Source organism: Planomonospora algeriensis, assembly GCF_977012225.1.
The window spans coordinates 1-24252 of sequence record NZ_CDRNDK010000029.1; the positions used below are offsets into that span (position 1 = coordinate 1).

At 71.8% G+C, this 24252-nt stretch carries 21 protein-coding genes, 1 tRNA gene and 3 pseudogenes; 9 read left to right on the forward strand and 16 right to left on the reverse strand.

Annotated elements, in window-relative coordinates; translation table 11 throughout:
* The first annotated feature begins 262 nt into the window (after nt 1–262).
* Nucleotides 263–1456, forward strand: a complete 1194-nt coding sequence (locus ACWJ6R_RS05580; protein ID WP_449061155.1) for an amino acid deaminase/aldolase — start codon at nt 263–265, stop codon at nt 1454–1456.
* Nucleotides 1457–1540: 84 nt separating this feature from the next.
* On the opposite strand, the gene ACWJ6R_RS05585 is transcribed toward ACWJ6R_RS05580, so the two are convergent.
* Nucleotides 1541–1885: a DUF3618 domain-containing protein gene (locus tag ACWJ6R_RS05585; RefSeq protein ID WP_449061156.1), complete on the reverse strand. Its 345-nt coding sequence runs from the start codon at nt 1883–1885 to the stop codon at nt 1541–1543.
* Between the two features lie 543 nt (nt 1886–2428).
* On the opposite strand from ACWJ6R_RS05585, the gene bcp reads away from it, so the two are divergent.
* From bcp to ACWJ6R_RS05600, 3 genes and pseudogenes are all read left to right on the forward strand, one after another.
* Nucleotides 2429–2896 (forward strand): thioredoxin-dependent thiol peroxidase, encoded by a 468-nt coding sequence (gene bcp / locus ACWJ6R_RS05590; protein ID WP_449061157.1) that lies wholly within the window; start codon nt 2429–2431, stop codon nt 2894–2896.
* Between the two features lie 371 nt (nt 2897–3267).
* A pseudogene (locus ACWJ6R_RS05595) lies at nt 3268–3408 on the forward strand (HNH endonuclease); the annotation flags it as partial.
* A gap of 28 nt (nt 3409–3436) precedes the next feature.
* Nucleotides 3437–3509, forward strand: a tRNA-Leu gene (locus ACWJ6R_RS05600).
* Nucleotides 3510–3822: 313 nt separating this feature from the next.
* Here ACWJ6R_RS05600 and ACWJ6R_RS05605 read toward each other — a convergent pair.
* Complete coding sequence (locus ACWJ6R_RS05605) at nt 3823–4509, reverse strand: hypothetical protein (RefSeq protein WP_449061158.1); 687 nt, start codon at nt 4507–4509, stop codon at nt 3823–3825.
* Nucleotides 4510–4688: 179 nt separating this feature from the next.
* Between ACWJ6R_RS05605 and ACWJ6R_RS05610 the strand changes: the two are divergent.
* The 4 genes and pseudogenes from ACWJ6R_RS05610 to ACWJ6R_RS05625 all read left to right on the forward strand — a co-directional run.
* Nucleotides 4689–5390 (forward strand): annotated as a pseudogene (locus tag ACWJ6R_RS05610) (histidine kinase dimerization/phosphoacceptor domain-containing protein); the annotation flags it as partial.
* Nucleotides 5391–5891: 501 nt separating this feature from the next.
* Nucleotides 5892–6557: a response regulator gene (locus tag ACWJ6R_RS05615; protein ID WP_449061180.1), complete on the forward strand. Its 666-nt coding sequence runs from the start codon at nt 5892–5894 to the stop codon at nt 6555–6557.
* Between the two features lie 186 nt (nt 6558–6743).
* Nucleotides 6744–7514 (forward strand): ABC transporter ATP-binding protein, encoded by a 771-nt coding sequence (locus tag ACWJ6R_RS05620; protein WP_449061159.1) that lies wholly within the window; start codon nt 6744–6746, stop codon nt 7512–7514.
* A 2-nt stretch (nt 7515–7516) separates the two neighbouring features.
* Nucleotides 7517–10030, forward strand: coding sequence for an ABC transporter permease (locus ACWJ6R_RS05625; RefSeq protein ID WP_449061160.1), 2514 nt, complete (start codon nt 7517–7519; stop codon nt 10028–10030).
* A gap of 146 nt (nt 10031–10176) precedes the next feature.
* On the opposite strand, the gene ACWJ6R_RS05630 is transcribed toward ACWJ6R_RS05625, so the two are convergent.
* The 11 genes and pseudogenes from ACWJ6R_RS05630 to ACWJ6R_RS05680 all read right to left on the reverse strand — a co-directional run bounded on the left by ACWJ6R_RS05630 (nt 10177) and on the right by ACWJ6R_RS05680 (nt 20155).
* Nucleotides 10177–12267 carry a DUF4132 domain-containing protein gene (locus tag ACWJ6R_RS05630; protein WP_449061161.1) on the reverse strand — a complete coding sequence of 697 codons (2091 nt, stop codon included), beginning with the start codon at nt 12265–12267 and terminating at the stop codon, nt 10177–10179.
* Nucleotides 12268–12444: 177 nt separating this feature from the next.
* Complete coding sequence (locus ACWJ6R_RS05635; protein ID WP_449061162.1) at nt 12445–12837, reverse strand: hypothetical protein; 393 nt, start codon at nt 12835–12837, stop codon at nt 12445–12447.
* A 267-nt stretch (nt 12838–13104) separates the two neighbouring features.
* Nucleotides 13105–13374 (reverse strand): hypothetical protein, encoded by a 270-nt coding sequence (locus ACWJ6R_RS05640; protein WP_449061163.1) that lies wholly within the window; start codon nt 13372–13374, stop codon nt 13105–13107.
* Nucleotides 13371–14120 carry a toxin glutamine deamidase domain-containing protein gene (locus tag ACWJ6R_RS05645; RefSeq protein ID WP_449061164.1) on the reverse strand — a complete coding sequence of 250 codons (750 nt, stop codon included), beginning with the start codon at nt 14118–14120 and terminating at the stop codon, nt 13371–13373. Before ACWJ6R_RS05645 ends, ACWJ6R_RS05640 begins: the two co-directional genes overlap by 4 nt.
* Before the next feature lie 189 nt (nt 14121–14309).
* Nucleotides 14310–15404 carry a molybdopterin-dependent oxidoreductase gene (locus ACWJ6R_RS05650; protein WP_449061165.1) on the reverse strand — a complete coding sequence of 365 codons (1095 nt, stop codon included), beginning with the start codon at nt 15402–15404 and terminating at the stop codon, nt 14310–14312.
* Nucleotides 15356–15919 (reverse strand): hypothetical protein, encoded by a 564-nt coding sequence (locus ACWJ6R_RS05655; RefSeq protein WP_449061166.1) that lies wholly within the window; start codon nt 15917–15919, stop codon nt 15356–15358. Before ACWJ6R_RS05655 ends, ACWJ6R_RS05650 begins: the two co-directional genes overlap by 49 nt.
* Nucleotides 15920–16159: 240 nt before the next feature.
* Nucleotides 16160–16769, reverse strand: a pseudogene (rdgB, locus tag ACWJ6R_RS05660) (RdgB/HAM1 family non-canonical purine NTP pyrophosphatase).
* Entirely contained in the window at nt 16766–17482 is a 717-nt protein-coding gene (rph, locus tag ACWJ6R_RS05665; RefSeq protein WP_449061167.1) for a ribonuclease PH, read from the reverse strand. The pseudogene rdgB and the gene rph overlap by 4 nt, the downstream one beginning before the upstream one ends.
* A 5-nt stretch (nt 17483–17487) precedes the next feature.
* The gene (locus ACWJ6R_RS05670; RefSeq protein WP_449061168.1) at nt 17488–18240 is read right to left on the reverse strand and encodes an MBL fold metallo-hydrolase; all 753 of its coding nucleotides are present in this window, start codon (nt 18238–18240) and stop codon (nt 17488–17490) included.
* A gap of 46 nt (nt 18241–18286) precedes the next feature.
* On the reverse strand, nt 18287–19222 hold the full coding sequence (murI, locus tag ACWJ6R_RS05675) for a glutamate racemase (RefSeq protein WP_449061169.1): 936 nt from the start codon (nt 19220–19222) through the stop codon (nt 18287–18289).
* A 138-nt stretch (nt 19223–19360) separates the two neighbouring features.
* Nucleotides 19361–20155 (reverse strand): thioesterase family protein, encoded by a 795-nt coding sequence (locus ACWJ6R_RS05680; protein ID WP_449061170.1) that lies wholly within the window; start codon nt 20153–20155, stop codon nt 19361–19363.
* A 499-nt stretch (nt 20156–20654) separates the two neighbouring features.
* Here ACWJ6R_RS05680 and ACWJ6R_RS05685 point away from each other — a divergent pair, with 499 nt between their 5' ends.
* The gene (locus tag ACWJ6R_RS05685) at nt 20655–22514 is read left to right on the forward strand and encodes a DUF3352 domain-containing protein (RefSeq protein WP_449061171.1); all 1860 of its coding nucleotides are present in this window, start codon (nt 20655–20657) and stop codon (nt 22512–22514) included.
* Between the two features lie 186 nt (nt 22515–22700).
* Here ACWJ6R_RS05685 and ACWJ6R_RS05690 read toward each other — a convergent pair whose 3' ends face one another.
* The 3 genes from ACWJ6R_RS05690 to ACWJ6R_RS05700 form a co-directional block, all read right to left on the reverse strand.
* On the reverse strand, nt 22701–23648 hold the full coding sequence (locus tag ACWJ6R_RS05690; protein WP_449061172.1) for a PLP-dependent cysteine synthase family protein: 948 nt from the start codon (nt 23646–23648) through the stop codon (nt 22701–22703).
* A gap of 89 nt (nt 23649–23737) precedes the next feature.
* Nucleotides 23738–24016: a MoaD/ThiS family protein gene (locus tag ACWJ6R_RS05695; protein WP_449061173.1), complete on the reverse strand. Its 279-nt coding sequence runs from the start codon at nt 24014–24016 to the stop codon at nt 23738–23740.
* Between the two features lie 85 nt (nt 24017–24101).
* Nucleotides 24102–24239 (reverse strand): hypothetical protein, encoded by a 138-nt coding sequence (locus ACWJ6R_RS05700; RefSeq protein ID WP_449061174.1) that lies wholly within the window; start codon nt 24237–24239, stop codon nt 24102–24104.
* Nucleotides 24240–24252: the final 13 nt, after the last annotated feature.

The following is a 24252-nucleotide window of genomic DNA, read 5'->3' on the forward strand; positions in this document are numbered from 1 at the left end:
ACCGCCAGCAACCGCGCCCGCCCTGCCGCCCGCCCGCCTGCGGCCGCGGCGCCTCGGGCGCCTCCGGCGCGCCTCCCGGGCCCGCCAGGATCTCCTGGAGAGTAGTCATCACCCGGCCAGGTCTACGGCGTCCGCCCCCGCCCCGGTACGGCACGCCGCACCGTCCCACGCGATCGCTGACCCGATCCGGAGGAAGAATTTACCCTCGGCCGGTTAACATGAGAACTACTCATGTATGGTCGGGCGGAGTTATCCTGCCCCCATGGACGACCGCCAGCGCTACGACCGGGCCACCGCGCACCTCGAACCCCCGTTCGCCGTGCTCGACCTCGCCGCCCTGCGCGCCAACGCCGCCGACATGACCCGGCGCGCCCGCGGCAAACCCGTCCGCGTCGCCAGCAAGTCCATCCGCTCCCGCCCCGTCCTCCAGCGCATCCTCGCCATGGACGGCTACACCGGCGTCATGGCCTACACCCTCCCCGAAGCCCTCTGGCTCGCCTCCACCGGCCTGCGCGACATCCTCGTCGCCTACCCCACCGCCGACCGCGCCGCACTCTCCCGCCTCGCCACCGACCCCCGCGCCGCCCGCGAGATCACCCTCATGGTCGACCGCACCGACCACCTCGACCTCATCGAGACCACCACCGCCGGACTCCGCGACCGCCACGAGATCCGCCTCTGCCTCGACGTCGACGCCGGCTACACCGCCCTCGGCGGCCGCCTGCGCGCCGGAGCCCTCCGCTCCCCCGTCCGCGACACCGACCAGGCCGCCGACCTCGCCGCAGACATCGCCAAACGCCCCGGCCTCCGCCTCACCGGCCTCATGGCCTACGAGGCCCAGATCGCCGGAGTCGGCGACGACCCGCCCGGCCACCCCCTCACCACCCGCGCCATCCGCTGGATGCAGGCCCGCTCCCGCCGCGAACTCATCCTCCGCAGAGGCCGCGTCGTCCAGGCCGTCCGCCAGATCGCCGACCTCGAATTCGTCAACGGCGGCGGCACCGGCAGCCTCGCCACCACCACCCGGGAGAAAGCCGTCACCGAGCTCACTGCGGGCTCCGGCTTCTACCACCCGCGCCTCTTCGACTTCTACCGCGGCTTCACCGGCCGGCCCGCCGCCCTCTTCGCCCTGCCCGTCGTCCGCCGCCCCGCCCCCGGCGTCGTCACCGTCCTCGGCGGCGGCTACACCGCCTCCGGCGCACCCGGACCCGACCGGCTCCCCCAGCCCTACCTGCCCTGCGGCCTGCGCTACGACCCCCGCGAAGGCGCCGGCGAAGTCCAGACCCCCCTCATCGGCCAGCCCGCCGAAGACCTCCGCCTCGGCGACCGCGTCTGGTTCCGCCACGCCAAAGCCGGCGAACTCTGCGAACGCTTCGCCACCCTCCACCTCATCGACGGCGACGAGGTCGTCGACGAGGTCCCCACCTACCGGGGCGAGGGCCGCACCTTCCTGTGACCCTGCCACCCGCCGGAGCGCGGGACCGCACCCGCGGCCCCGCCCCGCGCACCGCCTCCGGCGGCGCGTCACCTCCGGCGGCGCTCACTTCCGGCGGCGACGCCTCACCAGCAGGATCGCCGCCCCGACCACCAGGACCGCCCCCACGCCGACCAGCACCGGCGCCAGGCTCGGCGGCTCCTCCGCCCACAGATCGTCCCCGGGCTCACCCGCCGGCTTGACCGGGCGCGGCGAGACCCCCACCGCGTCACCGATCCTGTCCCCGACGGACGCGACGAACTGCTTCGCGTTCGCCTCCACCTTGGCCACCGTCCGCCGCGCGACGTTCTTCGGGCGCACCCGGTCCGCGATGGCGTCGACCGTCTCGGCCAACTCCGCCCGCGTGCGCTCGATCCGCCGCTCCAGCTCAGCCGGATCGGTCTCCGCCATGACTCTCCCCTCGTCGCCCTCGACAACGATCAGTCTCTCAGGCCCGACGCTCCGATGACACTTCGGGCAGGCCGTTGACCTGCTCCCCGCCCTGAAGGGCCGGGGATTCCCGTGCCGCTCACGCGGCGGTTCGCGACGTGCCGCGAACCACGGAACGGGTGCTTGACGCTTCACCGACCCGGGCAGCCCCGAGTCTCCACGCCCTGAGACGACCGGCCCGGCCGCCTGTCCGATTCGAACTCGAACACACTAGCGTCCAGTCCATGATCCAGAAAGGCGAACCGTGGAGACCCGCAGACCGCCCCACGCTCCGGCAGGGCCCTCCCGACGACGGCCCACCCCTGACGGGGACCGCTCCGGCGCGAAGGACTCCGTTACCCGATCACGTGGACCATGCGGCGAGCTCCAGCGGCGGACCATCTTGATACAGGCCATCAGCCGCTTCCATGAAGTCACGCCGAGCCGGGCAACGGAGTTCCGAAGGCCAGGGCCTTTGCAGACCTTCGGTAAGTTGACCGGGGAGAACCATTCCTCGGAGGAAACGTGACGAAACTCGAACCAGGCGACGCCGCCCCGGAGTTCGCCCTCCCGGCCGCCGACGGCACCACCGTCTCCCTCGACGCCCACCGCGGCAGGCGCGTCATCCTGTACTTCTACCCCGCCGCCCTGACCCCCGGCTGCACCAAGCAGGCCTGCGACTTCCGCGACAGCCTCGACTCCCTCGCCGCCGCGGGCCTCGCCGTACTCGGCGTCTCCAAAGACACCCCCGCCAAGCTCGCGAAGTTCGCCGAGCACGACGCCCTGACCTTCCCCCTGCTCTCCGACCCGGGACTGGACGTGCACAAGGCCTACGGCGCCTACGGCGAGAAGACGATGTACGGCAGGACCACCGTCGGCGTCCTCCGCTCCACCTTCGTCATCGACGCCGACGGAAAAGTGGAGAAGGCCCTCTACAACGTGAAGGCCACCGGCCACGTGGCCCGCCTCCGCCGCGAACTCGGCCTCGACTGAATAGCATTCATTACCATTTAGTGCGATTTGTCCATGCCCCAAGAATTGTCAGTGGCATTGCCTACACTTGGGGCATGGCTACCAAGTACAAGTACACCCCCGAAATGCTGGTCGAGGCCGCGACCAACTCCCTCAGCGTCACCGATGTTCTCCGGCACCTCGGCATCACCATCGCGGGCGGGAACCACGCGCACATCAGCCGCCAGCTGAAGCGCTTCGGGATCGACACCTCACACTTCCGCAGGATCGCCCCAAACAAGGGCCAGCCCTCACCTCGGCGCCGCCGACCGGAACAGGTTCTCGTCATACTGCCGAAGGGCAGCGCCCGCCCCACTCCCAGCCGCCTCAGGAGGAGCCTGATCGCGACCGGGATGCCATACCAGTGCGCAGGATGTAAGATCGAGGGTGTCTGGCAGGATCAGCCCTTGATACTGCACGTTGATCATATCAATGGCGACTGGCTGGACAACAGAAGAGATAACCTGCGATTCCTCTGCCCGAACTGCCATTCACAGACAGAGAATTTCGCAGGGAAGAATAGGGGTTGTAGCCCAACGGTAGAGGCGACGTCTTTAGGTGGCGTAAAGAGCGGGTTCGAATCCCGTCAACCCCACAAGAAAGCAAGAAATTATGCGGTGAGCCTCAAATCCGTGACCACCAGCATAACCCTTTCTCCTCAGGATGACTTTTTCATAAAGGAATATTCCTTCCTGAGCAGATCGGCGTCGCGCTCCGCAGCGATACGCGATGCGATCGCGCTCCTTCGGCAAAGATGCCTGGATCTGGAGTACGCCGCCGCACATGGCGGCGATGAGGCCGGTGAAGCCGCTCGGTCATGGGACTCCAGGGCGGAGGACGAGTCGGTGTGAGAGCCCGACGCCCGTCACGGACGACGCCTCCGTCGGAGCCGACGCGATAACCGCAGGTCAGGGCGTGAAGGGTGTCGGGGTGGGGGCGGCGCAGTGGAAGTCGTCCTGGGCCGATTCGCACTGGTCTGGCGTCCGGAAGCCGTCGCCGGGGTTCCACTGGTCGCTTCCGTCTTGGAGTCGGAAGACGTGCGGTTCGCTCCCGCGTTCGCCGGCTCCGTACCCTTCGGCTCCCCGTCTTTCGAGCAGGCGGCCGAAGTCCTCGCCGGGCCGGGTGCCGTGGTCGTCCATGCGGCTGAAGGCGTGGCCGGCGCGGTGGCGGTCGCCGATGGTATCGACGACGGCGACGGCTCCGCCGCCGATGAGGGCGCCGATGATGGCTGCGGCGGCGACCTGGAAGGGCTTGCCGCGCGTGGCGCGGAGGAGCTTGGCGTAGCGACCGGGCCGGGGTTGTTCGGCGGTGGAGGCGTGCCAGCCGGGGGCATTCCAGCCGGTGCCGCCGGGGCCGTAGGGCCCGTATGCGGCGGGGGCGCCGTACGCGCCGGTGGGCCCGGAGGGGCCGGTGGATGGGCCGGGTGCCGGGTGAGCCGCTGGGGTCTCCGTGGTGGAAGGGCCTCCGGCGGGGGTCTGCGCGGTGGGCGCGTCGTCCTGGGCGGGGAGGTTCCGGGTGTCTCCGTCCCGGACCTCCGGGTCGCGCGGCGTGTTCTCGTCGTCGCGCGACCCGGGGTTGTTGCGATCCGCCGTCACAGGCAATCTCTCCCTTTACTCACCCCCGAGGGGGTGCTCCCGGAAACCATGGTGCCGGAGGGGGCGTAAGCGGGATGTAAGGGACGACGCGGGTGGTGGCGGGTGTGCGACCTGAGTCGTAGGCGGGTCTCCACCTTTCGGGGGAAGGGCGCTGAGCTGGGGATACGTAGGGTGGTGTCATGTTCGGCAGACTTCACGCCTGGAGCGGGCGCCATCCGAGGGTCGTGGACGCCCTGTGGCTGGCGCCGTTCCTGTTGTTCTGCGCGTCCAACTTCGCGGTCCTGGTGGCGGATCCGGCTTTCCTGCCGGAGGGTCCCCCGCTGGTGGTGCACGGGGTGCTGGGCGCGGTGCTGCTGGTGCCGTTGTTCTGGCGGCGGCGGTGGCCTGTGGGTGTGTTCGCGGTCGTCGCGCTGGCCAGTTTCGTGCAGTGGGCGTTCGGGGTGGAGCCGCTGCCGGTCAACCTGTCGGTGCTGATCGCGATGTACGCGGTGGCGTCGTACCGCCCGTTGCGCTGGGCGGTGGCGGCGGGGCTGGTGGCGGAGCTGGGGTTGGCGCTCTCGTACGGGCAGATCACGGAGCGGCCCGATCCGAAGACGTGGGCGAACACGTCGGTGTTCGTGGTGGCGGTCTGGATCGCGGGGATCTACGCGAACACGCGGCGTCGTTATCTGGAGGGTCTGGAGGAGCGGGCGGAGCGGGCGGAGCGGGAGCGCGATCAGCAGGCGCGGCTGGCCGCGGCGGCGGAGCGGGCGCGGATCGCGCGGGAGTTGCACGACGTGGTGGCGCACAACGTGAGCGTGATGATCGTTCAGGCGGACGGCGCGGGGTACGCGATCGACGGTGATCCGGAGCAGGCGCGGCGGGCGGTGCAGGCGATCTCGGCGACGGGGCGGCGGGCGCTGGCGGAGATGCGCCGGATGGTGGGGGTGCTGCGGACGGATGGGGAGGGCGGGGAGGAGGCGGGGGATTACGCTCCGCAGCCGGGCCTGTCGCAGTTGGACGAGCTGGTGGAGCGGGTGCGGGCTTCGGGGTTGCCGGTGGAGTTGCGGGTGTCGGGGACGGTGCGGGAGTTGCCGGAGGGTGAGCAGCTGACGGTGTACCGGATCGTCCAGGAGGCGTTGACCAATACGCTCAAGCACGGTGGTCCGGCGGGTGGGGCCGAGGTGGAGATGGAGTACGGCGTGCGGGAGCTGGTGGTGCGGGTGGCCGATGACGGCCGGGGGGGTCGCGGCGCCGGGGCGGCCGGGTGGTCACGGGCTGGTGGGCATGCGGGAGCGGGTGGCGATGTTCGGTGGGAGCGTGGTGGCGGGGCCTCGGCCGGGGGGCGGGTTCCAGGTGGTGGCGCGGTTGCCGTTCGGCGAGGTGGGCGGGAGCCGGGCGGCGTGATCCGGGTGATGCTGGTCGACGATCAGGAGTTGCTGCGGACGGGGTTCCGGATGGTGCTGGGGGCGCAGCCGGACATCGAGGTGGTGGCGGAGGCGGCCGACGGGCGGGCGGCGGTGGAGGTGCTGCGCGGGGTCGAGGTGGACGTGGTGCTGATGGACGTGCGGATGCCGGTGATGGACGGGGTGGAGGCGACCCGGTTGATCCGTGCGGTGGAGGGGGCTCCGCGGGTGTTGATCCTGACGACGTTCGATCTGGACGAGTACGTGTTCGCGGCGTTGAAGGCGGGGGCGTCGGGGTTCATGTTGAAGGACGTTCCGCCGGTGGATCTGGTGAGTGCGATCCGTTCGGTGCACGGTGGGGACGCGGTGGTGGCGCCGAGTGCGACGCGGCGGTTGCTGGAGCGGTTCGCGGTGCATCTTCCTTCTCCGGGCGGGGCGGAGCCTGCGGCGGTGTCGGGGTTGACGGCGCGGGAGCGGGAGGTGCTGGTGCTGGTGGCGCGGGGGTTGTCGAACGGGGAGATCGCGGGGCGGCTGGAGCTGGCGGAGGCGACGGTGAAGACGCATCTGGGGCGGGTGCTGGCCAAGCTGGGGTTGCGGGATCGGGCGCAGGTGGTGGTGTTCGCCTATGAGGCGGGGTTGGTCGTCCCGCATTCGGCGGGGTAGTCCGGCGGCGGCGGTGGGGCTCCATCGGCCGAATGGTCGAGGGGGTGCTACGCCGGAGGTGGGATCGGCGGTGTTCCCGTGCCCCTTCGGTGGAGGGGAAGTCCGGCCGCTCGTCCGATGGATCCCGGCTTTTCCGGCAATAGCGTTCTGCCCGTCGTAACGCATCTATGCCGAGGAGGGGCTGACGTGACCATCACCGGAGAGGTCGGCGCGTGGAGCGCGCGGGAGAACGGGGCGCCGGCCGTGGTGGCCGAGGGGCTGACCAAGGTGTACGGACAGGGGGACGCGGCCGTGCACGCGCTGCGCGGGGTGGACGTCTCCTTCGCGACGGGCGCCTTCACCGCGATCATGGGTCCTTCGGGGTCCGGCAAGTCCACGCTGATGCACTGCCTGGCGGGGTTGGACACGGTCAGCGGCGGGCGGGTGCGGATCGGGGACGTGGAGCTGACGGGGCTGGGCGACAAGCAGCTGACGTTGCTGCGGCGGGAGCGGATCGGGTTCATCTTCCAGGCGTTCAATCTGCTGCCGACGCTGACGGCCGAGCAGAACATCCTGCTCCCGTTGGAGATCGCGGGCCGTCAGGCCGACCAGGTCCTGTTCGACCGGGTGGTGGAGACGGTGGGTCTGCGCGATCGGCTGGGGCACAAGCCGACCGAGTTGTCGGGTGGTCAGCAGCAGCGGGTGGCGGTGGCCCGCGCGTTGATCAGCAAGCCTCAGGTCATCTTCGCCGATGAGCCGACCGGGAACCTGGACTCGCGCAGCGGTGCCGAGGTGCTGTCGTTCCTGCGGTCGTCGGTGCGGGAGCTGGGGCAGACGATCGTGATGGTCACGCATGATCCGGTGGCGGCGTCGTACGCCGACCGGGTGGTCTTCCTGCGGGACGGCGAGCTGGTCAGCGAGCTGGAGCGGCCGACGCCGCAGACGGTGCTGGACACGCTGATGAAGCTGGAGGCGTGACGGTGCTCAGGACGACTCTGGCCGGGTTGCGGGCGCACAGGCTGCGTCTGCTGCTGACCTCTCTGGCGATCGCGCTGGGGGTGGGTTTCATCGCGGGCACGTTCGTGCTCACCGACACGATTCAGGCGGGGTTCACGCAGAAGTTCGCGGCGGCGGGCGACAAGCTCGACGTCGCGGTGTTCCCGGATTCCGGGGGGCGGGGGGATGAGGAGTCCCTGCCGGTCTCGGCGCTGGAGAAGGTGCGGGGGGTGAAGGGCCTGGCCGACGCGCAGGGGCTGGTGCGCGGTACGGCGGCGCTGCTCGGCAAGGACGGGAAGGCCGCCGGGGACCATCCGACGAGCGGCATCTCGATTCCCGAGGGCCGGTTGAACCGTACGGTGATCTCCAGCGGTGCGGCGCCGCGGAACGGCGGGGAGGCGGTGCTGGACGAGGGCACCGCCGAGAAGCAGGGTTTCACGGTGGGTGACACCATCACGGTGCTGGACGCGAAGGAGGCCGAGCACGAGTTCAAGCTCGTCGGGCTGATCGATCTGAGTCTGGATCAGAACCTGGTCTACACCGGCGCGGTCGGTTTCACCACCGAGACGGCCCGGTCGATGACCGGGGCGGAGGGGTTCCATGAGATCGACGTGCTGGCCGCCGAAGGGGTGAGCCAGGAGGAGTTGCGGGCCTCGGTGGCGGCGGCGCTCGGGGGCGGTGTCACGGTCAAGACCGGTGAGGTCTATGTGGCGGACATGGCGCGGGTCAACGGCGCGGACGACGACGTGATCACGATGGGTCTGCTGATGTTCGGCCTGGTGGCGATGTTCGTGGCCGCGCTGGTGATCTACAACACCTTCAACATCCTGGTGGCCCAGCGGACGCGGGAGATGGCGCTGCTGCGCTGCATCGGCGCGACCCGGAGGCAGGTGTTCGGTTCGATCGTGCTGGAGTCGGTCGTGGTGGGCCTGCTCTCGTCCGGGCTGGGCCTGCTGCTGGGTTACGGGCTGGGTGCGGGGGCGCTGGTGGTGCTGTCGTCGCTGGATGTGCCGCTGCCGGAGGTGGCGCCGTCGCTGGCGCCGCGCACGATCGTGCTGGGTCTGGTCATCGGGCTGGTGGTGACGGTGGGGGCGGCGCTGTTGCCGGCGCGTTCGGCGACGCGGGTGGCGCCGATCGCGGCGCTGCGCACGCAGGTGGAGGAGCGGGTCTTCCGGACCGGCGTGGTGCGGGTGGTGGCGGCCGCGTTGTTCCTGGTGGCGGGTGTCGGTGCCACGGTGGCGGCGTTGAACATGCCGGTCGGCCAGGCGGCGCTGGTGGTGGTGATGGCCGGTGGCGTGCTGGTCTTCTTCGCGCTGCTGATCATGGGGCCGGTGCTGGTCAGGCCGCTCTCGGCGTTCGTGGGCTGGGTTCCGGGGCGGTTGTTCGGGGTGCCGGGCAGGCTGGCCACGGACAACTCGCGCCGCAATCCGAAGCGGTCGGCGACCACCACGGTGGCGCTGACGGTGGGCGTGACGCTGATGACGCTGATCGCGGTGCTGACGGGCACGTTGCGGGTGACGTACTCGGCGAAGCTGGACGAGCAGTTCCCGGTCGATTACCTGGTCCAGCCGCAGGACCGGAGTTCGGAGCTGCCGCGGGCGCTGGCGGAGGATCTGCGGTCCCGGCCGGAGCTGACGTCGGTGGTCGCGCTGCGCGGGACCGTCGCCGAGATCGGTGGCGAGGGCGAGAAGTACGAGGTGGGGACCTTCACCGCGTCGCGGGATTTCCAGCCGGTGCTGGAGTCGGGTTCGATCGGCCTGCTCCGGCCGGGTACGGCGGTCGTGGCGAACTATGTGGCGGAGGATCTGAGGATCAAGGTCGGGGACCGGGTGCCGGTGAAGACGGCCGAGGCCGGCACGGTCGAGCTCACGGTCGTGGCGCTGTTCGATCCGGAGCGCGCGAGCCTGTCGGGGGTGACGGTGCCGGAGGAGGAGTTCGACCGTTATTTCGGGGAGGTCGGCGACTCGAGGATCATGGTGAACGCCCGGGACGGTGTCGCTTTCGACCGGGCTCGGGCGGCCGTGGACGCCGCGGCGGATCCGTATCCGACGGCGAAGGTGGCCAGTTCGACGGAGGTGCGGGGGGAGTTCGACGAGGCGCTCGACATGATGCTGATGATCATCACGGGTCTGCTGGGGTTGTCGGTTCTCATCTCGCTGCTGGGCATCGCGAACACGTTGTCGCTCTCGGTCCATGAGCGGACCCGGGAGTCGGCGCTGCTGCGGGCGCTGGGGCTGACCCGTCCCCAGCTGCGGCGGATGCTCTCGGTGGAGGCGCTGATCCTGGGGCTCATCGGTGCTCTGGTGGGCGTCGTCCTGGGGATGGTCTACGCCTGGGCGGCGGCCCGGACGATGACGACGGACGTCTCCTTCCAGGTGCCGGTCCTGCAGATCCTGGCGTTCGTGGCGCTGTCCGGCCTGGCCGGGGTGGTCGCGGCGGTGCTGCCCGCGCGCAGGGCGGCCCGGGCGTCCATCGTCGGTTCGCTGGCGAGCGGCTGACCGGGACGCGGTCCGGCGCCGAGGCGGAGGCCAGCCGAAGCGGAGGTCGGGGCACCCTCGACGGGGGCGGTGCCCCGGTCCCGGCGGCTGGGACGTGCCCGCCGGTGACGGATCCCGTGAGGGGCCCGTCACCGGCGGGGCGTGTCTCAGCCGGTGAGCTGGCGGGTGATGGACGGGTCGGTGATGGCGGTGTCGGCGGCGAGCAGGAACGCCTTGGACAGGATGACCGAGAGCATGCCGCCGTCCTCTTCGAACGGCAGGAAGACGGAGCCGGCGTCGCGGTCGCGTCCGGGGACGATGCACAGGTAGGCGTCGTTGGGGTCCATGAGGATGTTGCCCGACCCTAGGTGGATCTTGTAGGTGCGCAGGTCGCCGCGGACGCGCAGGAACCGGTCGGTCAGCTCGGCCCGGTCGGCGATCTTCAGCCGGGGCAGGAGCCGGGCCAGCGCGTCGCGCCGGGTGCGGGCGGTCTCGGTGAGCTCGCCGAACCCGTAGGAGCGCCAGTAGTCCTCGTGCCCGCCGGCCGCCTGCGCGTTCAGGCCGATCGAGGTGACGGCCACGAACAGGTCGACGTCCCGCATGGCCTCGCTGAACACCAGCGCCGGGACCTCCGCCAGCGGCGCCTGCTGCCAGGAGCCCCCGACCAGCCGGTGGAAGCGGACCTCGCCGGTGACCGCGTGGTGCTCGTCACGCAGGTAGTGGTCCAGGGCCGCCCGCCAGCGTCCGCCCGCCAGCACCCGCAGGGCCTCCCCGTCGCCCTGCCAGTGCCCCAGGAAGTCGGACTGCCAGCCCCGGTCCTTGAACAGCGCGCGGAGCCTGCGGTAGTCCACCACGTGCTCGGCGAACCGGCCGGAGCGGGCCCCGGCCGCCTCCTCGGCGGGGGTGAGCAGGTAGACCTCGCGGAACACCTGCTTGAACGGCTGGCGCAGTTCCTTGTCCTGCACCACCTCCCGCCAGGCGCGTACCTCCTCCATCGGTGCGCGGGCCGGATGCCACAGCCGCACCGGCACGTCCGGCACGGTCAGTCCCAGCTCGCTGCGCCACACGCCGGGTGAGACCTCGAACTCCCAGATCAGCCGGTCGGTGACCGGGTGCCCCTCCAACTGCCGGTACGGCGGAGCCGTCTGGCTGGTGTATCCGGCTTCCAGCGCCCTGATCAGGGTGGTCTGCCGCTGCTGGGCCTGCTTGGCCAGCTCGCGCAGCCGCTTGACCTCCTCGGGATGCTCCCGCCTGACCGCCGCCGGAACCCCCTTCAGCTTCTTTTCCCCGTGCCACCACGACAGCTCGATGCCGCCGTCGGTCGAGATCACCGCCGTGTGCTCGCCGACGGCCTGCCGCAGCCGTCCGTCGGGCAGCCGGAACGCCACCTCCAGCCGGTCGGCCAGGACGGGCTCGATGCGCTTGAACTTGCGGTCCAGCTGCAGGGGCACTCCGGCGTGCCGGGTGGCCCGGCGGGCGGCGTACAGCGCGGAGACCGCCTCCGGGGTCGGGTACTCCTCCACCGCTCGGGCGACCTCGAACAGCAGCCCCTGGGAGGGCAGGGTCTTGGCCTGGGTGGGCGCCACCGCGACCCCGGGCAGCAGTTCGCCCAGCAGGTCGGGCAGCCAGGGCTCGTCCCGCTGGAGCGCCAGCCGTACGGCCCGGCCGAGGGTCTCCTTCTCCCCGGTCTCGAACGCTTTCTCCGCCCTGTAGGGGATCTCGCCGGCGTGGATCGCCGCGACGCGGGCCGCGGCCGCCTCCAGGGCGGTCCGGGCGAAGTCCGGGTAGCCGGGCCGGCCGCCGAGCCATTCGGCCACGCCGGGCAGCGGGGCGACGTGGGCCGGCCGTCCCCGCACCGCCTCGGCGAACAGCGCCCGCCGCTCCACGTCCCAGCCGAGCAGCAGCTCCAGCTCGGCGATCGCGATCGGCCCGTATCCCTCGGCGAGCCGGGCGCTCACGTCGGCGTCCATGCCCGCCAGTCCCGCCGCCACCAGCGCGGTGAAGGGTCCGTAAATCCGGATCCTGTCCTCCAGCAGGAATTCGACCAGCTCGCGGGCCGGTGCGACCAGCCGCTGCCGGGCCTGCTCGTCGAGCGCGTATCGGGCGGATACCGGGTCGCAGTCGTCGACCTGGACCCGCCCGCTGCCCAGCCCGACCAGTCCGACGCTCAGCTGTGAGGCGTCAGGCCAGTGCGAGGGGTCGTTCACGGTCCCGGTGGTCAGATGGAGCAGGCGCTGGGCGAGGGGGGAGAGGTTCATTCCGGCGGTTCCTGTCAGGGCGGATCTGGCGGGTGAGGACGGGTCGGTGACGACGGCGACCGCGACCGCGACGACGGTGACGGCGGTGGCGGTGGCGGGAAAGCCTTGGACGGGATCACCGCGAGCATGCCGTCGTCTTCCTCGAAGGGCGGGAAGACCTGGTCGCCGCCCTCGGCGTCAGCCTCCGACCAGCGGGACGAGCTTGACGAACGACACCACCGGGTCGGTGATCAGGTCGATCTCGGTGTCCAGGTCCTCGATCTGGCGGTCACCGACGAGCAGCAGGAAGCCGTTGCGGGCAAAGGCGGCCTCGGCCGCGTCGGCCTGCCTCTCCCAGTCGAGCCTGCGCGCGGTCCGCAGCCGGTAGCCGTTCAGCTCGGCCTCGGCTTCGGTGGGCTTGACCAGGCCGTGGAAGTGACGGGAGGGCGCGGCGTTGTGGCGGGCCACCTCCTCGCGCACGCGCAGCCGTACCAGTTCCCGGGCCGAGATGCTCTCCGGCAGATCCGGCAGGGCGAACTCGGCCAGCGGCTTCCCGGTTGCCGTCTCATCCCGAAAGGTGACTGTCGCCATTTCATCGCCCCATAAGTCTTGGATGCCGTTATGGAGGCCATGAATATCACCGGAGGACGACAGAACCCCGGGTGCGGGATTCGGCGGGCCGGTCGCGGACGGGCCGCGCTCCGGAGCGCTCCTGGCCGCGGCCGGGCTCCAGGCGCTCGCCGCGCCCGGCTTCGCCTGGCACAGCCGGGGTCACCGACACGTTCGACGGGCCGGCGCCGGAGGCACCCGGCGGGTGGGGATCTCCCGGACGCACACGGGGGATCCCTGTGAGCGGTCCTAGCGGGGGCGGCGGCCCGGCCACTGCTCGGCCACGGTCTCGGGGTTGAGGAGCGGGCGGATGGAGACCTCGCCGGTGGCCTTGTCGATCACGACGCATCCGGCGCCGGCCGTCTCGGGCAGCGCGGCCGGGTCGTCCTCCCCGGGTTCCCTGGTCCAGGCGACGTAGCCCTCCTTGAAGGCGTGGACCCTGACCTCCAGGGCGGCGTCGAGGGGCCGGACGCCGTTGAAGTACTCCTCCGCCACGGCCCTTGCCTGGTCGAGGTTCACAGCGGCCGCCCTTCACGGTCGAGCGCCACGCAGAAGACGCCGGTCACCGCGTCGTACGGCGGCTCGACCGCCATGTGGCCCCGTTGGGCGTCGATCCAGATCACCTCTCCTCCGGAGTTGACGGCGTTCCACGCGTGGCTGCCGCCGGTCGGCCAGCGGGTGACGAGGAGCGCGGCGGAGCCGTGTCCGCCGGTCAGCAGCCGCTGGGCGAGCAGGGCGTAGGCGCCGCGACCTTGGCCGACGAGCTGGAAGCGGTGGCCCAGCCAGCGTTCGGCGCGGGCCGGTCCCCCGGTCTCGCCGGTGAGCACGGGCTTGCCGATCCGGTCGTACTCGGCGTGCCGGGGGGCGGCGACGGTCGGCGTGCCGTACCAGGTGGCCAGGACCGCCATCGCGCAGTCCATCGCGTTGGTCGCGCGGAACGGGTCGTCGGCCGGGCCGGTGGCGTTGATCAGCCGGATCCACATGCCCCGGGGGTCGGGGAAGCGCCGCGGCGCGCCCCGTTCGTCGACCGGGACGGCCTGCTCGATGTCGGCCTGGGCCTGCGGCTCCGGTCGTGACAGCCCGCCCGCCGTGCCGTACGGCCTGCACCGGTCCAGCCGGGGCGGCCTCCAGGGTTCCCGTTCGGGTTCCCGGGGCGCGGCCACGACGACCGAGACGGCTCCGTCCAGCTCGAAGTCGCGCCACCGTTTCCCGTCGGCGGTCACGACCGGGTTGTAGACACCCGCGGGCACGGACCATCGCGTCACATGAATCCCCCCTTGCTCCACGTTTCGCAGGCCCGATCGTAGGGCGGTCGCCGCGGCGGTGTGGGTGAGTTGGCCAGATCCGGACCGGCGGACTTCCTCCTGGCCGGGGGCTTAGGTGACCTGGCCGGGGGCTCAGGTGACCGGCGGGGGCTCAGGTGACCGGCGGGGGCTCAGGTGACCGGCGGGGGCTCAGGTGACGGTGACGGTGACCGCGTGCAGGCCGGTGGCGCCGTCCGGGGCCACCGGGGCCCGTGCGGCGGTCTGCGTGTGGCCGGTGGCGTCGGTGGCCCGCACCTCGATGGTGTGCTCACCCGTCGTGGCGTCCCAGTCGTCGAGGACCCACTGGCGCCAGGTGTCGGCCGTGGGCGCCTCGGCCAGCCGGGCCGACCGCCACGGCCCGCCGTCGACGCGCACCTCGACCGCGTCCACCCCCTTGTGCTGCGCCCACGCGACCCCGGCGATCACGGTGCGGCCCGGCGGGAGGCTCGCCCCGGGCTTGGGGAGGTCGATGCGCGACTGGGTCTTGATCGGGCCCTTCGCCGACCAGCCGCGCGGCGTCCAGTAGGCCTCGTCCCGGTCGAACCGGGTGACCTTGATCTCCGTCACCCATTTGGTCGCGGAGACGTAGCCGTACAGGCCCGGGACGACCAGGCGGGCGGGGAAGCCGTGGTCGACGGGGAGCGTCTCGCCGTTCATCGCGACGGCCAGGAGCGCCTGTCTGCCGTCGAGGACGACGTCGGCCGGGGTGCCGCAGGTCCAGCCGTCGGTGGAGGTGCTGAGCAGCATGTCGGCGCCGTCCTGCACGCCGGCCTCGCGCAGGACGTCGGCCAGGCGGACGCCGAGCCAGCGGGCGTTGCCGATGTAGGGTCCGCCGACCTCGTTGGAGACGCAGCAGAGCGTGACGTCGGCTTCCGTCAGGGGCCGCCTCATCAGGTCGGCGAAGGTCAGTTCGACCGGCCGGTCGACCATGCCGGTGATGGTGAGGGTCCAGTCGCGCGGGTCGACCTTGGGGACGAGCAGGGCGGTGTCCACCCGGTAGAAGTCGTGGTTGGGGGTGAAGAACGGCGAGAGCCCGCGGATCTTGAGGTCGCTGCCGGCGGGGACCGGCCGGGCGGGGACCGCGGGGCGCGGGAGCGTCACCCCGCCCCGGACCTCGTCCACTTCGGCCCCTCCGGACAGCAGCCGCCCGGCCGCCGTGCCGATCCCGGCCACGGCCGCTCCGCCGAGCGCCGCGGTCAGCAGTCCCCGCCGGTCGAAGGAGCGCAGATCCTGCCCCGAGCGCATGACCGCCGGGCCGGGGTCCCGCGCCTGTCCGCCGTCTGCGGGCCTGCCTCGGCCTGCGGCGCCGTTCCGGGTTCCGGCCGCGGCCCGGCCTCGCGGTGGGCCGCGAGGAAGCGTACGGGAGGGGGCGGCGGGACGGGGACGAGTGCTCGGCGGAGCAGGCGGGACAGGGCGAACATCCCCGCCGCGACTCCCAGCAGCGTGGGGACGGCGTCGCCGGGGCCCGCGCCGGGACGGGTGAGGACCGCCAGGAGGCCGACGGCGCCGAACGCGGCCAGGCAGGCCAGGCCGTACCGGAGGCGGCGGACCGCCAGGACTCCCGTGGCGGCGGCGACGGCGGCGAGGACGGCGAGGACGCCGGTCAGCAGGATGGCCTTGTCGTTCTCACCGAAGGAGCGGATCGCCCACTCCTTCAGCCATGCGGGGGCCAGGTCCACGGCGGCGTCGCCGACCGCGACGACGGGGAAGGCCGAGGCCTTGACCAGTGCGGCGGCGGGCAGGGAGACCCCGATCGCCACCGCGCCCGCGACCAGCCCGATCAGTGCCGCGGCCCATGCGGCGCGCGCCCGTTGCTCTCCATGGCCCGACGCTACGCCCGCCGGGGGGCCGGAGTTCTTACCCGGCGATTACACCTCGGCCCGGCCATGGCGGAACCCGGCGATCCCGCCCTGTCCCGGCCGCGGCGGAACCCGGCGATCACACCTTGACCCGGCCGCGGCGGGACCCGGCGCGGCCGAGGTCCCGCTCCGCCGGATGAGTCATTCCGGGGCGAGCATCTCGGCCAGGATCGGGACCAGCGCGCGGAAGGCCCGGCCCCGGTGGCTGATCGCGTCCTTCTCCTGCGGGGTCAGCTCGGCGGTCGTCCGGGTCTCGCCCTCCGGCACGAAGACCGGGTCGTAGCCGAACCCGCCGGTCCCGCGCGGGGCGCGGATGACCGCGCCGTGCAGCGCGCCCTCGGCCACCCGCTCCTGTCCCGTCGGCAGGGCCAGGGCCGCGGCGCACGCGAAGTGCGCCCCCCCGGCGGCCGTCCGGCACGTCGGACACCTGGGCGAGCAGCAGGTCCAGGTTGGCCCTGTCGTCGCCGTGGGTTCCGGACCAGCGGGCGGAGAAGATGCCGGGCATGCCGTTGAGCGCGTCCACGCACAGGCCGGAGTCGTCGGCGACGGCCGGCAGGCCGGACGCCTGTGCGACGGCGTGGGCCTTGAGCAGGGCGTTCTCCGCGAAGGTCAGGCCCGTCTCGGCGACGTCGCCGATCTGCGGGAACTCCTCCAGGCCGACGATCTCGACCGGCAGCGCCGCGTCGGCCAGGATCCGGCGGAGTTCGGCGATCTTCCCGGTGTTCCGGGTCGCCAGGACGACCCGCCTCACGCCAGTGCCGCCTTCTGCAGGCGGGTGAGCTCGGCGCAGCCTGCGACGCCCAGGTCGAGCAGTCGGTCGAGCGCGGCCCGGTCGAACGGTTTGCCCTCGGCGGTGCCCTGGACCTCGACGAACTCGCCGGCCCCGGTCATGACGACGTTCATGTCGGTCTCGGCGGCGACGTCCTCGGTGTAGCAGAGGTCGAGCAGCGGGGTGGACTTCACGACGCCGACCGAGACGGCCGCGACCGAGTCGACCAGGGGGTCGCCCTTGCACATCTTGCGCTCGCGCATCCAGCGCACCGCGTCGGCCAACGCGACGTACGCGCCGGTGATGGCGGCGGTGCGGGTGCCGCCGTCGGCCTGGAGCACGTCGCAGTCGATCACGACGGAGTTCTCACCGAGGATCTTGTAGTCGACGCAGGCCCGCAGGGAGCGGCCGATCAGGCGGGAGATCTCGTGCGTCCGGCCGCCGATCCTGCCGCGCACCGACTCGCGGTCGTTGCGGGTGTTCGTGGCCCGAGGCAGCATGGAGTATTCGGCGGTGACCCAGCCCTGGCCGCTGCCCTTGCGCCAGCGCGGCACGCCTTCCTGTACGGAGGCGGCGCACAGCACCCTGGTGCCGCCGAACTCGACGAGCACCGAGCCTTCGGCGTGCGCGAGCCAGCCGCGGGTGATGGTCACCGGGCGGAGTTGATCGGGGTTGCGTCCGTCTGCACGAGCCATGGACATCACCCTAGGTCATACACGGCCCCGCTCCGCGCGAGCTCCATCCGCCCGCCGAAGCCGCCGCGGGAGGCGTCGCGGAGGATCTGGGCGGGGTCGTACCAGGGGACGAGGTGGGTCAGCACGAGGGCGCCCGCTCCGGCCTTGGCCGCGTGCTCGGCGGCCTGGCGGCCGGACAGGTGCAGGTCGGCGGGGAGGCCGGGCCGGTCCAGGAACGACGCCTCGCACAGCAGCAGGTCGGCGTCGGCGGCCAGCTTGACCAGCTCGGCGGATTCGCCGGTGTCGGCGGAGTAGGCGATCGAACGCCCGCCGTACGAGACACGGAAGCCGAAGGTCTCGACCGGGTGGTTCATCCGGGCGGCGGTCACCTCGAACGGTCCCACCTCGAAGATGCCGGGAGTGAGCGCGGTGAAGTCGAAGGCGGTCTCCAGGCCGGGTTCGTCGGGCATGCCGTAGGCGGCGGCCAGGCGGCGGGGCGCGTCGGCGGGCGCGTGCACCGGGATCCTCGGCCGCGGCCCGTCCGGGGAGTAGGTGCGCACCACGTGGTAGGGGCACAGGTCCAGGCAGTGGTCGGCGTGCAGGTGGGACAGGCAGATCGCGTCCACGTCGTACAGGCCGATGTGCCGCTGGAGGGCGCCCAGCGCGCCGCTGCCGAAGTCCAGCAGCATCCGGTAGCCCTCCGCCTCCAGCAGGTAGCAGGACGAGGGGCTGTCCGGCCCGGGGAAGCTTCCCGAGCATCCGACGATCGTCAGTTTCAACGCGGCCTCCTGTTTCATCGATTGCCTCCGGCGTGGGGTCCGGCCCTCAGGCCGGGGTCCCCGACCGCGTGGTCACCGCGACGCCGACGTCGCGGACGGGTTCTCCCGCCGGCTCTCTCACCGGCCGCCCCGCCGGTTCTCCCACCGGCCGCTCCACCGGTTCTCCCACCGGTTCTCCCACCGGTTCTCCCACCGGGGCGGCCTCGACCGCCTCGATCTCCGGGCCGAGGAACCGCCGGCCCAGCCTGGCGAACAGACCGGTCTCGCCGGTGGCGCGGAACCGGTGGCGGGGCAGCGTGCCGGGGAGGGCGGCCAGGCCCTGGTCGTGCAGGATCCTGAAGACGTCCTTGGCCGTCTCGTCGGCGCTGGACACCAGAGTGACGCCGTCCCCGGCGACGTAGGAGATCGCGCCGGTCAGCAGCGGGTAGTGGGTGCATCCCAGGATGAGCGTGTCGCAGCCGTCCTCCAGGACGGGCTCCAGGTAGCCGCGGATGACCTCGATGAGCTCCTCGCTCATCGTCTCGCCGCGCTCCACGAACTCCACCAGCCGAGGGGCGGCCACCCCGGTCAGCCGGACGTCGGGGGCGGCTGCGAACGCGTCGTGGTAGGCCATCGACTGGATGGTGGCGCGGGTCGCGATGACCCCGACCCTGCCGTTGCGGGTGGCCCGCACGGCCCGCCGGGTGGCCGGTTGGATCACCTCCACGACGGGCACGTCGTAGCGTTCGCGGGCGTCACGCAGCACCGCCGCGCTGGCGCTGTTGCACGCGATCACCAGCATCTTGACCTCGTGCTCGACGAGGTGGTCCATCACCTCCAGCGCGTAGGACCGGACCTGGGCGATCGGCAGGGGACCGTACGGCTGCCGCGCGGTGTCGGCCACGTACAGGACCGATTCACCGGGCAGCTGATCGATGATCGCCCTGGCCACCGTGAGGCCGCCGACACCGCTGTCGAAGATTCCAATGCTCGCTTGCGACACGGTTCCCAAGGTTAGGCGACCCGGGACCACCGCTCACGGTAAGAATCCTCACAACGATCGCGCGCCGCACCGCATGCGGGGTCGGGCGCGGTGCCGCATGCGGGGTCGGATGCGGGACCGGATGTGGAAGGGCTCCGGTCAGCCGCGGCCGACGCGGGCGAGCTGGCGGGACTGGGCCACGAGCCGGCCGGCGGAGTCCCAGACCTCGACGTCCTCGTCGAACCAGCCGTCGCTGATCATCCGGCCGCTGCCGAGCACGGTGAGCCAGCCGGGGGCGGGCAGCGCCCGCAGGTGCCAGGTGAGGTCGACGGTCGGGGCCCAGCCCCGGGCTCCGGCGGAGAAGACCACCGGCGGGAGGGCGTCCACGGCGAAGGCCAGCACGAAGAGGTCGGGGTCCTGCGGCTCGGCCATCCGGAAGTAGGCGCGCGACTCCGGCCGGCCGCTGGGGGCGCCGTCGAGCCAGCCGACGGTGGGCGGGTCGAAGAGCATGTCCACCTGGGCGTTGAGCGTCATGTTCGACTCGGGCCTGGGGTCGGGCAGCTTGACGCACCGCTCGACGGGCGGCATGGCGGCCGACGGGCCGTCCGTCCAGTCGGGGACGGCGCCGGCGGTGAGGGTGGCGGTGGTGACGAGGGTCTCGATGAACGCCTGGCCGTCCTGGACCAGGGTGGCGCGGGTCATCTCCGCGGTGCGGCCGGTCTTGATCCGCTCCAGCCGTACCCGGGCGGGGCCGGGGCGGGCGGCGCGCAGGAACTGGGCGCTGGTGGTCACCGGGTGCTCGTGCGCGGAGGCGTCGACGACGGCGCGCAGGACCACCGCCATCAGGTAGCCGCCGTTGAGGGGGCCGCCGATCGAGTATCCGGGGTCCAGGCACACGTCGTAGGTGGTCTCGTCCACCCGGATGGCCTGCGTCGCCTCGTCGAACTTCGTCATCTGTGTCCACTACCTCGCTTCACCCGGCGGCTCGGGCGTCCGCGGCCGGCGCGGGGCCGTCGCGTTCCCTCACCCCTGACGTCCGGCCCGGCGGCGTCCACCGGGCCAGCCTCCCGAACCTTGTTCTAGTAGCCTCACTCTACTATCCCCCACACTCCCGCCCCTCCCCTGATCCACCCGCCCGGCCTCGGCGCATCCGGGGCGGCGTCCCCGGACGGCCCCTCCGAACGACCCCTCCGGACGACAGGGCGAAGGACTTCATCAGACCGGCCATCAGAAGATTGTTTTTGAGTCAGTCGTTCCCGAGCTGCCTGTATGGGCGATTTCTGCGCCCCTTGACGGCAGGCGTCCAACAGAGGGACAAGACCGCCGGTCAGAAGCACTGCGCACGGCAATTCATCCTTAGACGCAGCAAAGCTGCAGTTAGTTCAATGCAAGCGGTTCGCTAGGAAGATGCACTAACTTCTACATATCCCCGAAGTCCACCTTGTGAGTGAGCATGTCTGCCAACACCCCTCCGGGACAGTTCCCTGATCCGAATCAGAATCCGGACCAGACCATCGCATACCGTCCCCAGCAGAACGATCAGCCCCACACCCAGGCCTATCCCCAGCCGGGCGGGTACCCCCAGCCGGGCGGCGCCTACCCGCAGCAGGGTCAGCCCGGCCACCCCCCGCAGAGCGGCGGATACCCCCAGAACCCGGGCGGGTACCAGCAGGCTCCTCCTCCCTACCCGCAGCAGGCGGCGCCCCAGCAGCCGTACGGCCAGCAGCAGGCCTACGGCCAGCAGCCGCCGCCGTACGGCCAGCAGGCCCACGGTCAGCAGGCCTACGGCCAGCAGCAGGCGTACGGCCAGCCCGGCTGGCAGCAGCAGGGCCCCGAGTTCCTGGGCGCCGGGCAGCCGCCCGTCCCGCCGGCCCGCAAGGGCGGCAAGGGCTGGCTGGTCGCGCTGATCGCGGCGCTGGTCGTGGCCCTCCTCGGCGGCGGCGGCTACGCCGCGGTCAGCCTGCTCAGCGGCGGCGGCACCCAGCCGTACGAGGTGCTGCCCGGCAACGCCCTCGGTTACGTCCGCGTCGATCTCGACCCGGCCGCCAACCAGAAGCTGGCGCTGTTCGACATCGCCAAGAAGTTCACCGTCACCAAGGACTCCTTCACCGGCGACGACCCGCGCAAGTCCTTCTTCGACATGATCAAGAAGGACGACCAGGGCCTGAGCAAGCTGGACTACGCCGCCGACGTCGAGCCCTGGCTCGGTTCCCGCGTCGGCGTGGCCGTGCTGCCCCCCGCGCAGGGCGGCGAGGAGCCCGGCGTCGTGGTGGCCGTCCAGGTCACCGACCAGGACAAGGCCAAGGCCGGCATCGCCAAGCTGGCCGGCGGCGAGGGCAAGTTCGGCATCGCGTTCCGCGAGGACTACGCGCTGATCGCCGAGAAGCAGGAGCAGGCCGACCAGGCCGCCGCCGCGGCCCCGCTGTCGCAGAACGCCAACTTCTCCGCCGACCAGGGCGACCTCGGCGAGACCGGTGTCATGTCCTTCTGGCTGGACGCCGGGAAGGTCGCGGAGCTCGCTCCGGAGCTGGCCACCCAGGACCCCGCCACTCTGGCGCAGCTCAAGAACGCCCGCGTGGCCGGCGCGCTCCGCTTCGACAGCGGCTACGTCGAGCTGGCCGCCATCGTCCGCGGCGCCAAGGACGTGGGCATGGGCGACGCCGAGCCCTCCCAGATCGGCAAGCTCCCCGCCTCCACCGCCGCGGCGATCTCGGTCTCCGGTCTCGGTGACGCGATCGGCAAGCAGTGGACCGAGCTCATGAAGGCGGCCGACCAGGCCGGCGGCGGCCAGTCCTTCCAGCAGTTCGTCGACCAGGCCCAGCAGAAGTACGGGCTGGCGCTCCCCGCCGACCTCGTGACGCTGCTCGGCAAGAACCTCACCGTGGCCCTGGACGAGAACGGCCTGGAGGCCAACGCGCCCAAGGTCGGCGCCCGGATCACCACCGACCCGGCCAAGGCCCAGGAGGTCGTCGGCAAGCTGGAGCGGTTCCTCGCCGACTCCGGCACCGCCGCCCCGCAGATCGCCAAGGTCCCCGGCGACGGCTTCCTCGTCCTGGCCAGCGCCCAGGACTACGCGGCCGAGCTCGCCAAGGACGGCACCCTGGCCGACAACGAGAGCTTCCAGCTCGCCATCCCGAACGCCGGCGACGCGACCTTCGCCGCCTACGTCGACCTCGACAAGCTGGAGAAGCTCTACCTGCAGAACCTGCAGGGAGACGAGCAGGCCAACCTCAAGGCCCTGCGCGCCGTGGGCATCAGCGGCACGCAGTCCGGTGGCGACGCGGAGTTCTCCGTGAGGGTCCTGTTCAACTGATCCGGCACGGATCCGGCTGAGACCGCACGGAGAGCTCCGGTACGGATCCGGCTGAGACCGTACGAAGAGCATGAAAGAGGGGCGGGCGTCCTGGACAGGACGCCCACCCCTCTTTCATGTTCTCCGTGTTCTCCGGTCCGCCGCCGCGTCCGGCCGGTCAGCGGACCGGACCGGCCGAAGGCCCGGTCAGGCCCAGAGCTGGCCCTCCAGGCGCTCCTCGGCCTCGTCCAGGGTGCCCTCGTAGGCTCCGGTGGACAGGTACTTCCAGCCGCCGTCCGCCACCACGAACACGATGTCCGCGCGCTCCCCGGCCTTGACCGCCTTGGCGGCCATGCCCAGGGCCGCGTGCAGGGCGGCGCCGGTCGAGACCCCGGCGAAGATGCCCTCGGCGGCCAGCAGCTCCCTGGTCCGGCGCAGGGCGTCGCCCGAGGAGACGGAGAACCGGGTGGTCAGCACCTCGGGGTCGTAGAGCTCGGGGATGAAGCCCTCGTCCACGTTGCGCAGGCCGTACACCAGCTCGCCGTAGCGCGGCTCGGCGGCGACGATCTTCACCTCGGGCACGCGCTCGCGCAGGAACCGGCCCACGCCCATCAGCGTGCCCGTGGTGCCCAGGCCCGCGACGAAGTGGGTGACGGACGGCAGGTCCTCGAGGATCTCCGGGCCGGTCGTCTCGTAGTGGGAGCGCCAGTTGGCGGGGTTGCCGTACTGGTAGAGCATCACCCAGGAGGGGTTCTCGGCCGCCAGCCCCTTGGCGACCCGGACCGCCTCGTTGGAGCCGCCCGCCGCCGGGGAGGAGATGATCTCCGCTCCCCACATGCGCAGCAGCTGGCGGCGCTCCTCGGAGGTGTTCTCCGGCATCACGCAGATCAGCCTGTAGCCCTTGAGCCGGGCCGACATGGCCAGTGAGATGCCGGTGTTGCCGCTGGTGGGCTCCAGGATCGTGCAGCCGGGCGTGAGCAGCCCGTCCTTCTCGGCCTGCTCGATCATCCACAGTGCCGGGCGGTCCTTGATCGAGCCCGTGGGGTTGCGGTCCTCGAGCTTGGCCCAGATCCGCACGTCCTCCGACGGCGACAGGCGGGGCAGCCCGACCAGGGGAGTGCGGCCGACCGAGTCGATCAGCGAGTCAAAACGCATGAGTGCGGGTTTCCGCTCCGTGTCGGTGGACGAGAGGCGTCGGGGGCGTGCCGCCGGGACCGGATCCGGTCCCGGCGGCACGGCGCGGGTCAGCGGGCGCCGCCGGCCACGGCGGGCAGCACGGTGACGGTGTCGCCGTCGGCCACCGGCGTCTCCAGGCCGCCGAGGAAGCGGACGTCCTCGTCGTTCAGGTAGACGTTGACGAAGCGGCGCAGCGCGCCCTGGTCGATCAGGCGGGCCTGCAGGCCCGGGTGCCGGGACTCCAGGTCGCCGATCAGCTCCTCCAGTGTGGCGCCCTTGGCGTCCACGGCCTTGGCGCCGTCGGTGTACGTGCGCAGGATGGTGGGGATGCGGACCTCGATGGCCATCGTGAATCAGTCTCCTCGTGTCGTCATGGGAACGCCCACCGGATGAGAACACCGGTGGGGCTGGGGGGATTTCCGGCGGGACCGGTCAGCGACAGTCGTAGACGACGGAGAAGGGCGTGTGCCCGAAGAGGAAGTTCTGCACGGGTGCGAGGCCCGCGTGCCGCACGCGAACGCCGGGACGCGAGCGCACGACGTCCTCGAGGTTCGGGTCGGCGGTCGGCATGCCGTCCAGTTTA

Coding starts and splice junctions, on each gene's coding strand:
- ACWJ6R_RS05580 (WP_449061155.1), top strand. CDS start 263: ATGGACGACCGCCAGCGCTACGACCGGGCCACCGCGCACCTCGAACCC.
- ACWJ6R_RS05585 (WP_449061156.1), bottom strand. CDS start 1,885: ATGGCGGAGACCGATCCGGCTGAGCTGGAGCGGCGGATCGAGCGCACG.
- ACWJ6R_RS05630 (WP_449061161.1), bottom strand. CDS start 12,267: ATGAACCTCTCCCCCCTCGCCCAGCGCCTGCTCCATCTGACCACCGGG.
- ACWJ6R_RS05635 (WP_449061162.1), bottom strand. CDS start 12,837: ATGGCGACAGTCACCTTTCGGGATGAGACGGCAACCGGGAAGCCGCTG.
- ACWJ6R_RS05650 (WP_449061165.1), bottom strand. CDS start 15,404: ATGCGCTCGGGGCAGGATCTGCGCTCCTTCGACCGGCGGGGACTGCTG.
- rph (WP_449061167.1), bottom strand. CDS start 17,482: ATGGCTCGTGCAGACGGACGCAACCCCGATCAACTCCGCCCGGTGACC.
- ACWJ6R_RS05680 (WP_449061170.1), bottom strand. CDS start 20,155: ATGACGAAGTTCGACGAGGCGACGCAGGCCATCCGGGTGGACGAGACC.
- ACWJ6R_RS05685 (WP_449061171.1), top strand. CDS start 20,655: ATGTCTGCCAACACCCCTCCGGGACAGTTCCCTGATCCGAATCAGAAT.
- ACWJ6R_RS05690 (WP_449061172.1), bottom strand. CDS start 23,648: ATGCGTTTTGACTCGCTGATCGACTCGGTCGGCCGCACTCCCCTGGTC.
- ACWJ6R_RS05695 (WP_449061173.1), bottom strand. CDS start 24,016: ATGGCCATCGAGGTCCGCATCCCCACCATCCTGCGCACGTACACCGAC.
- ACWJ6R_RS05700 (WP_449061174.1), bottom strand. CDS start 24,239: ATGCCGACCGCCGACCCGAACCTCGAGGACGTCGTGCGCTCGCGTCCC.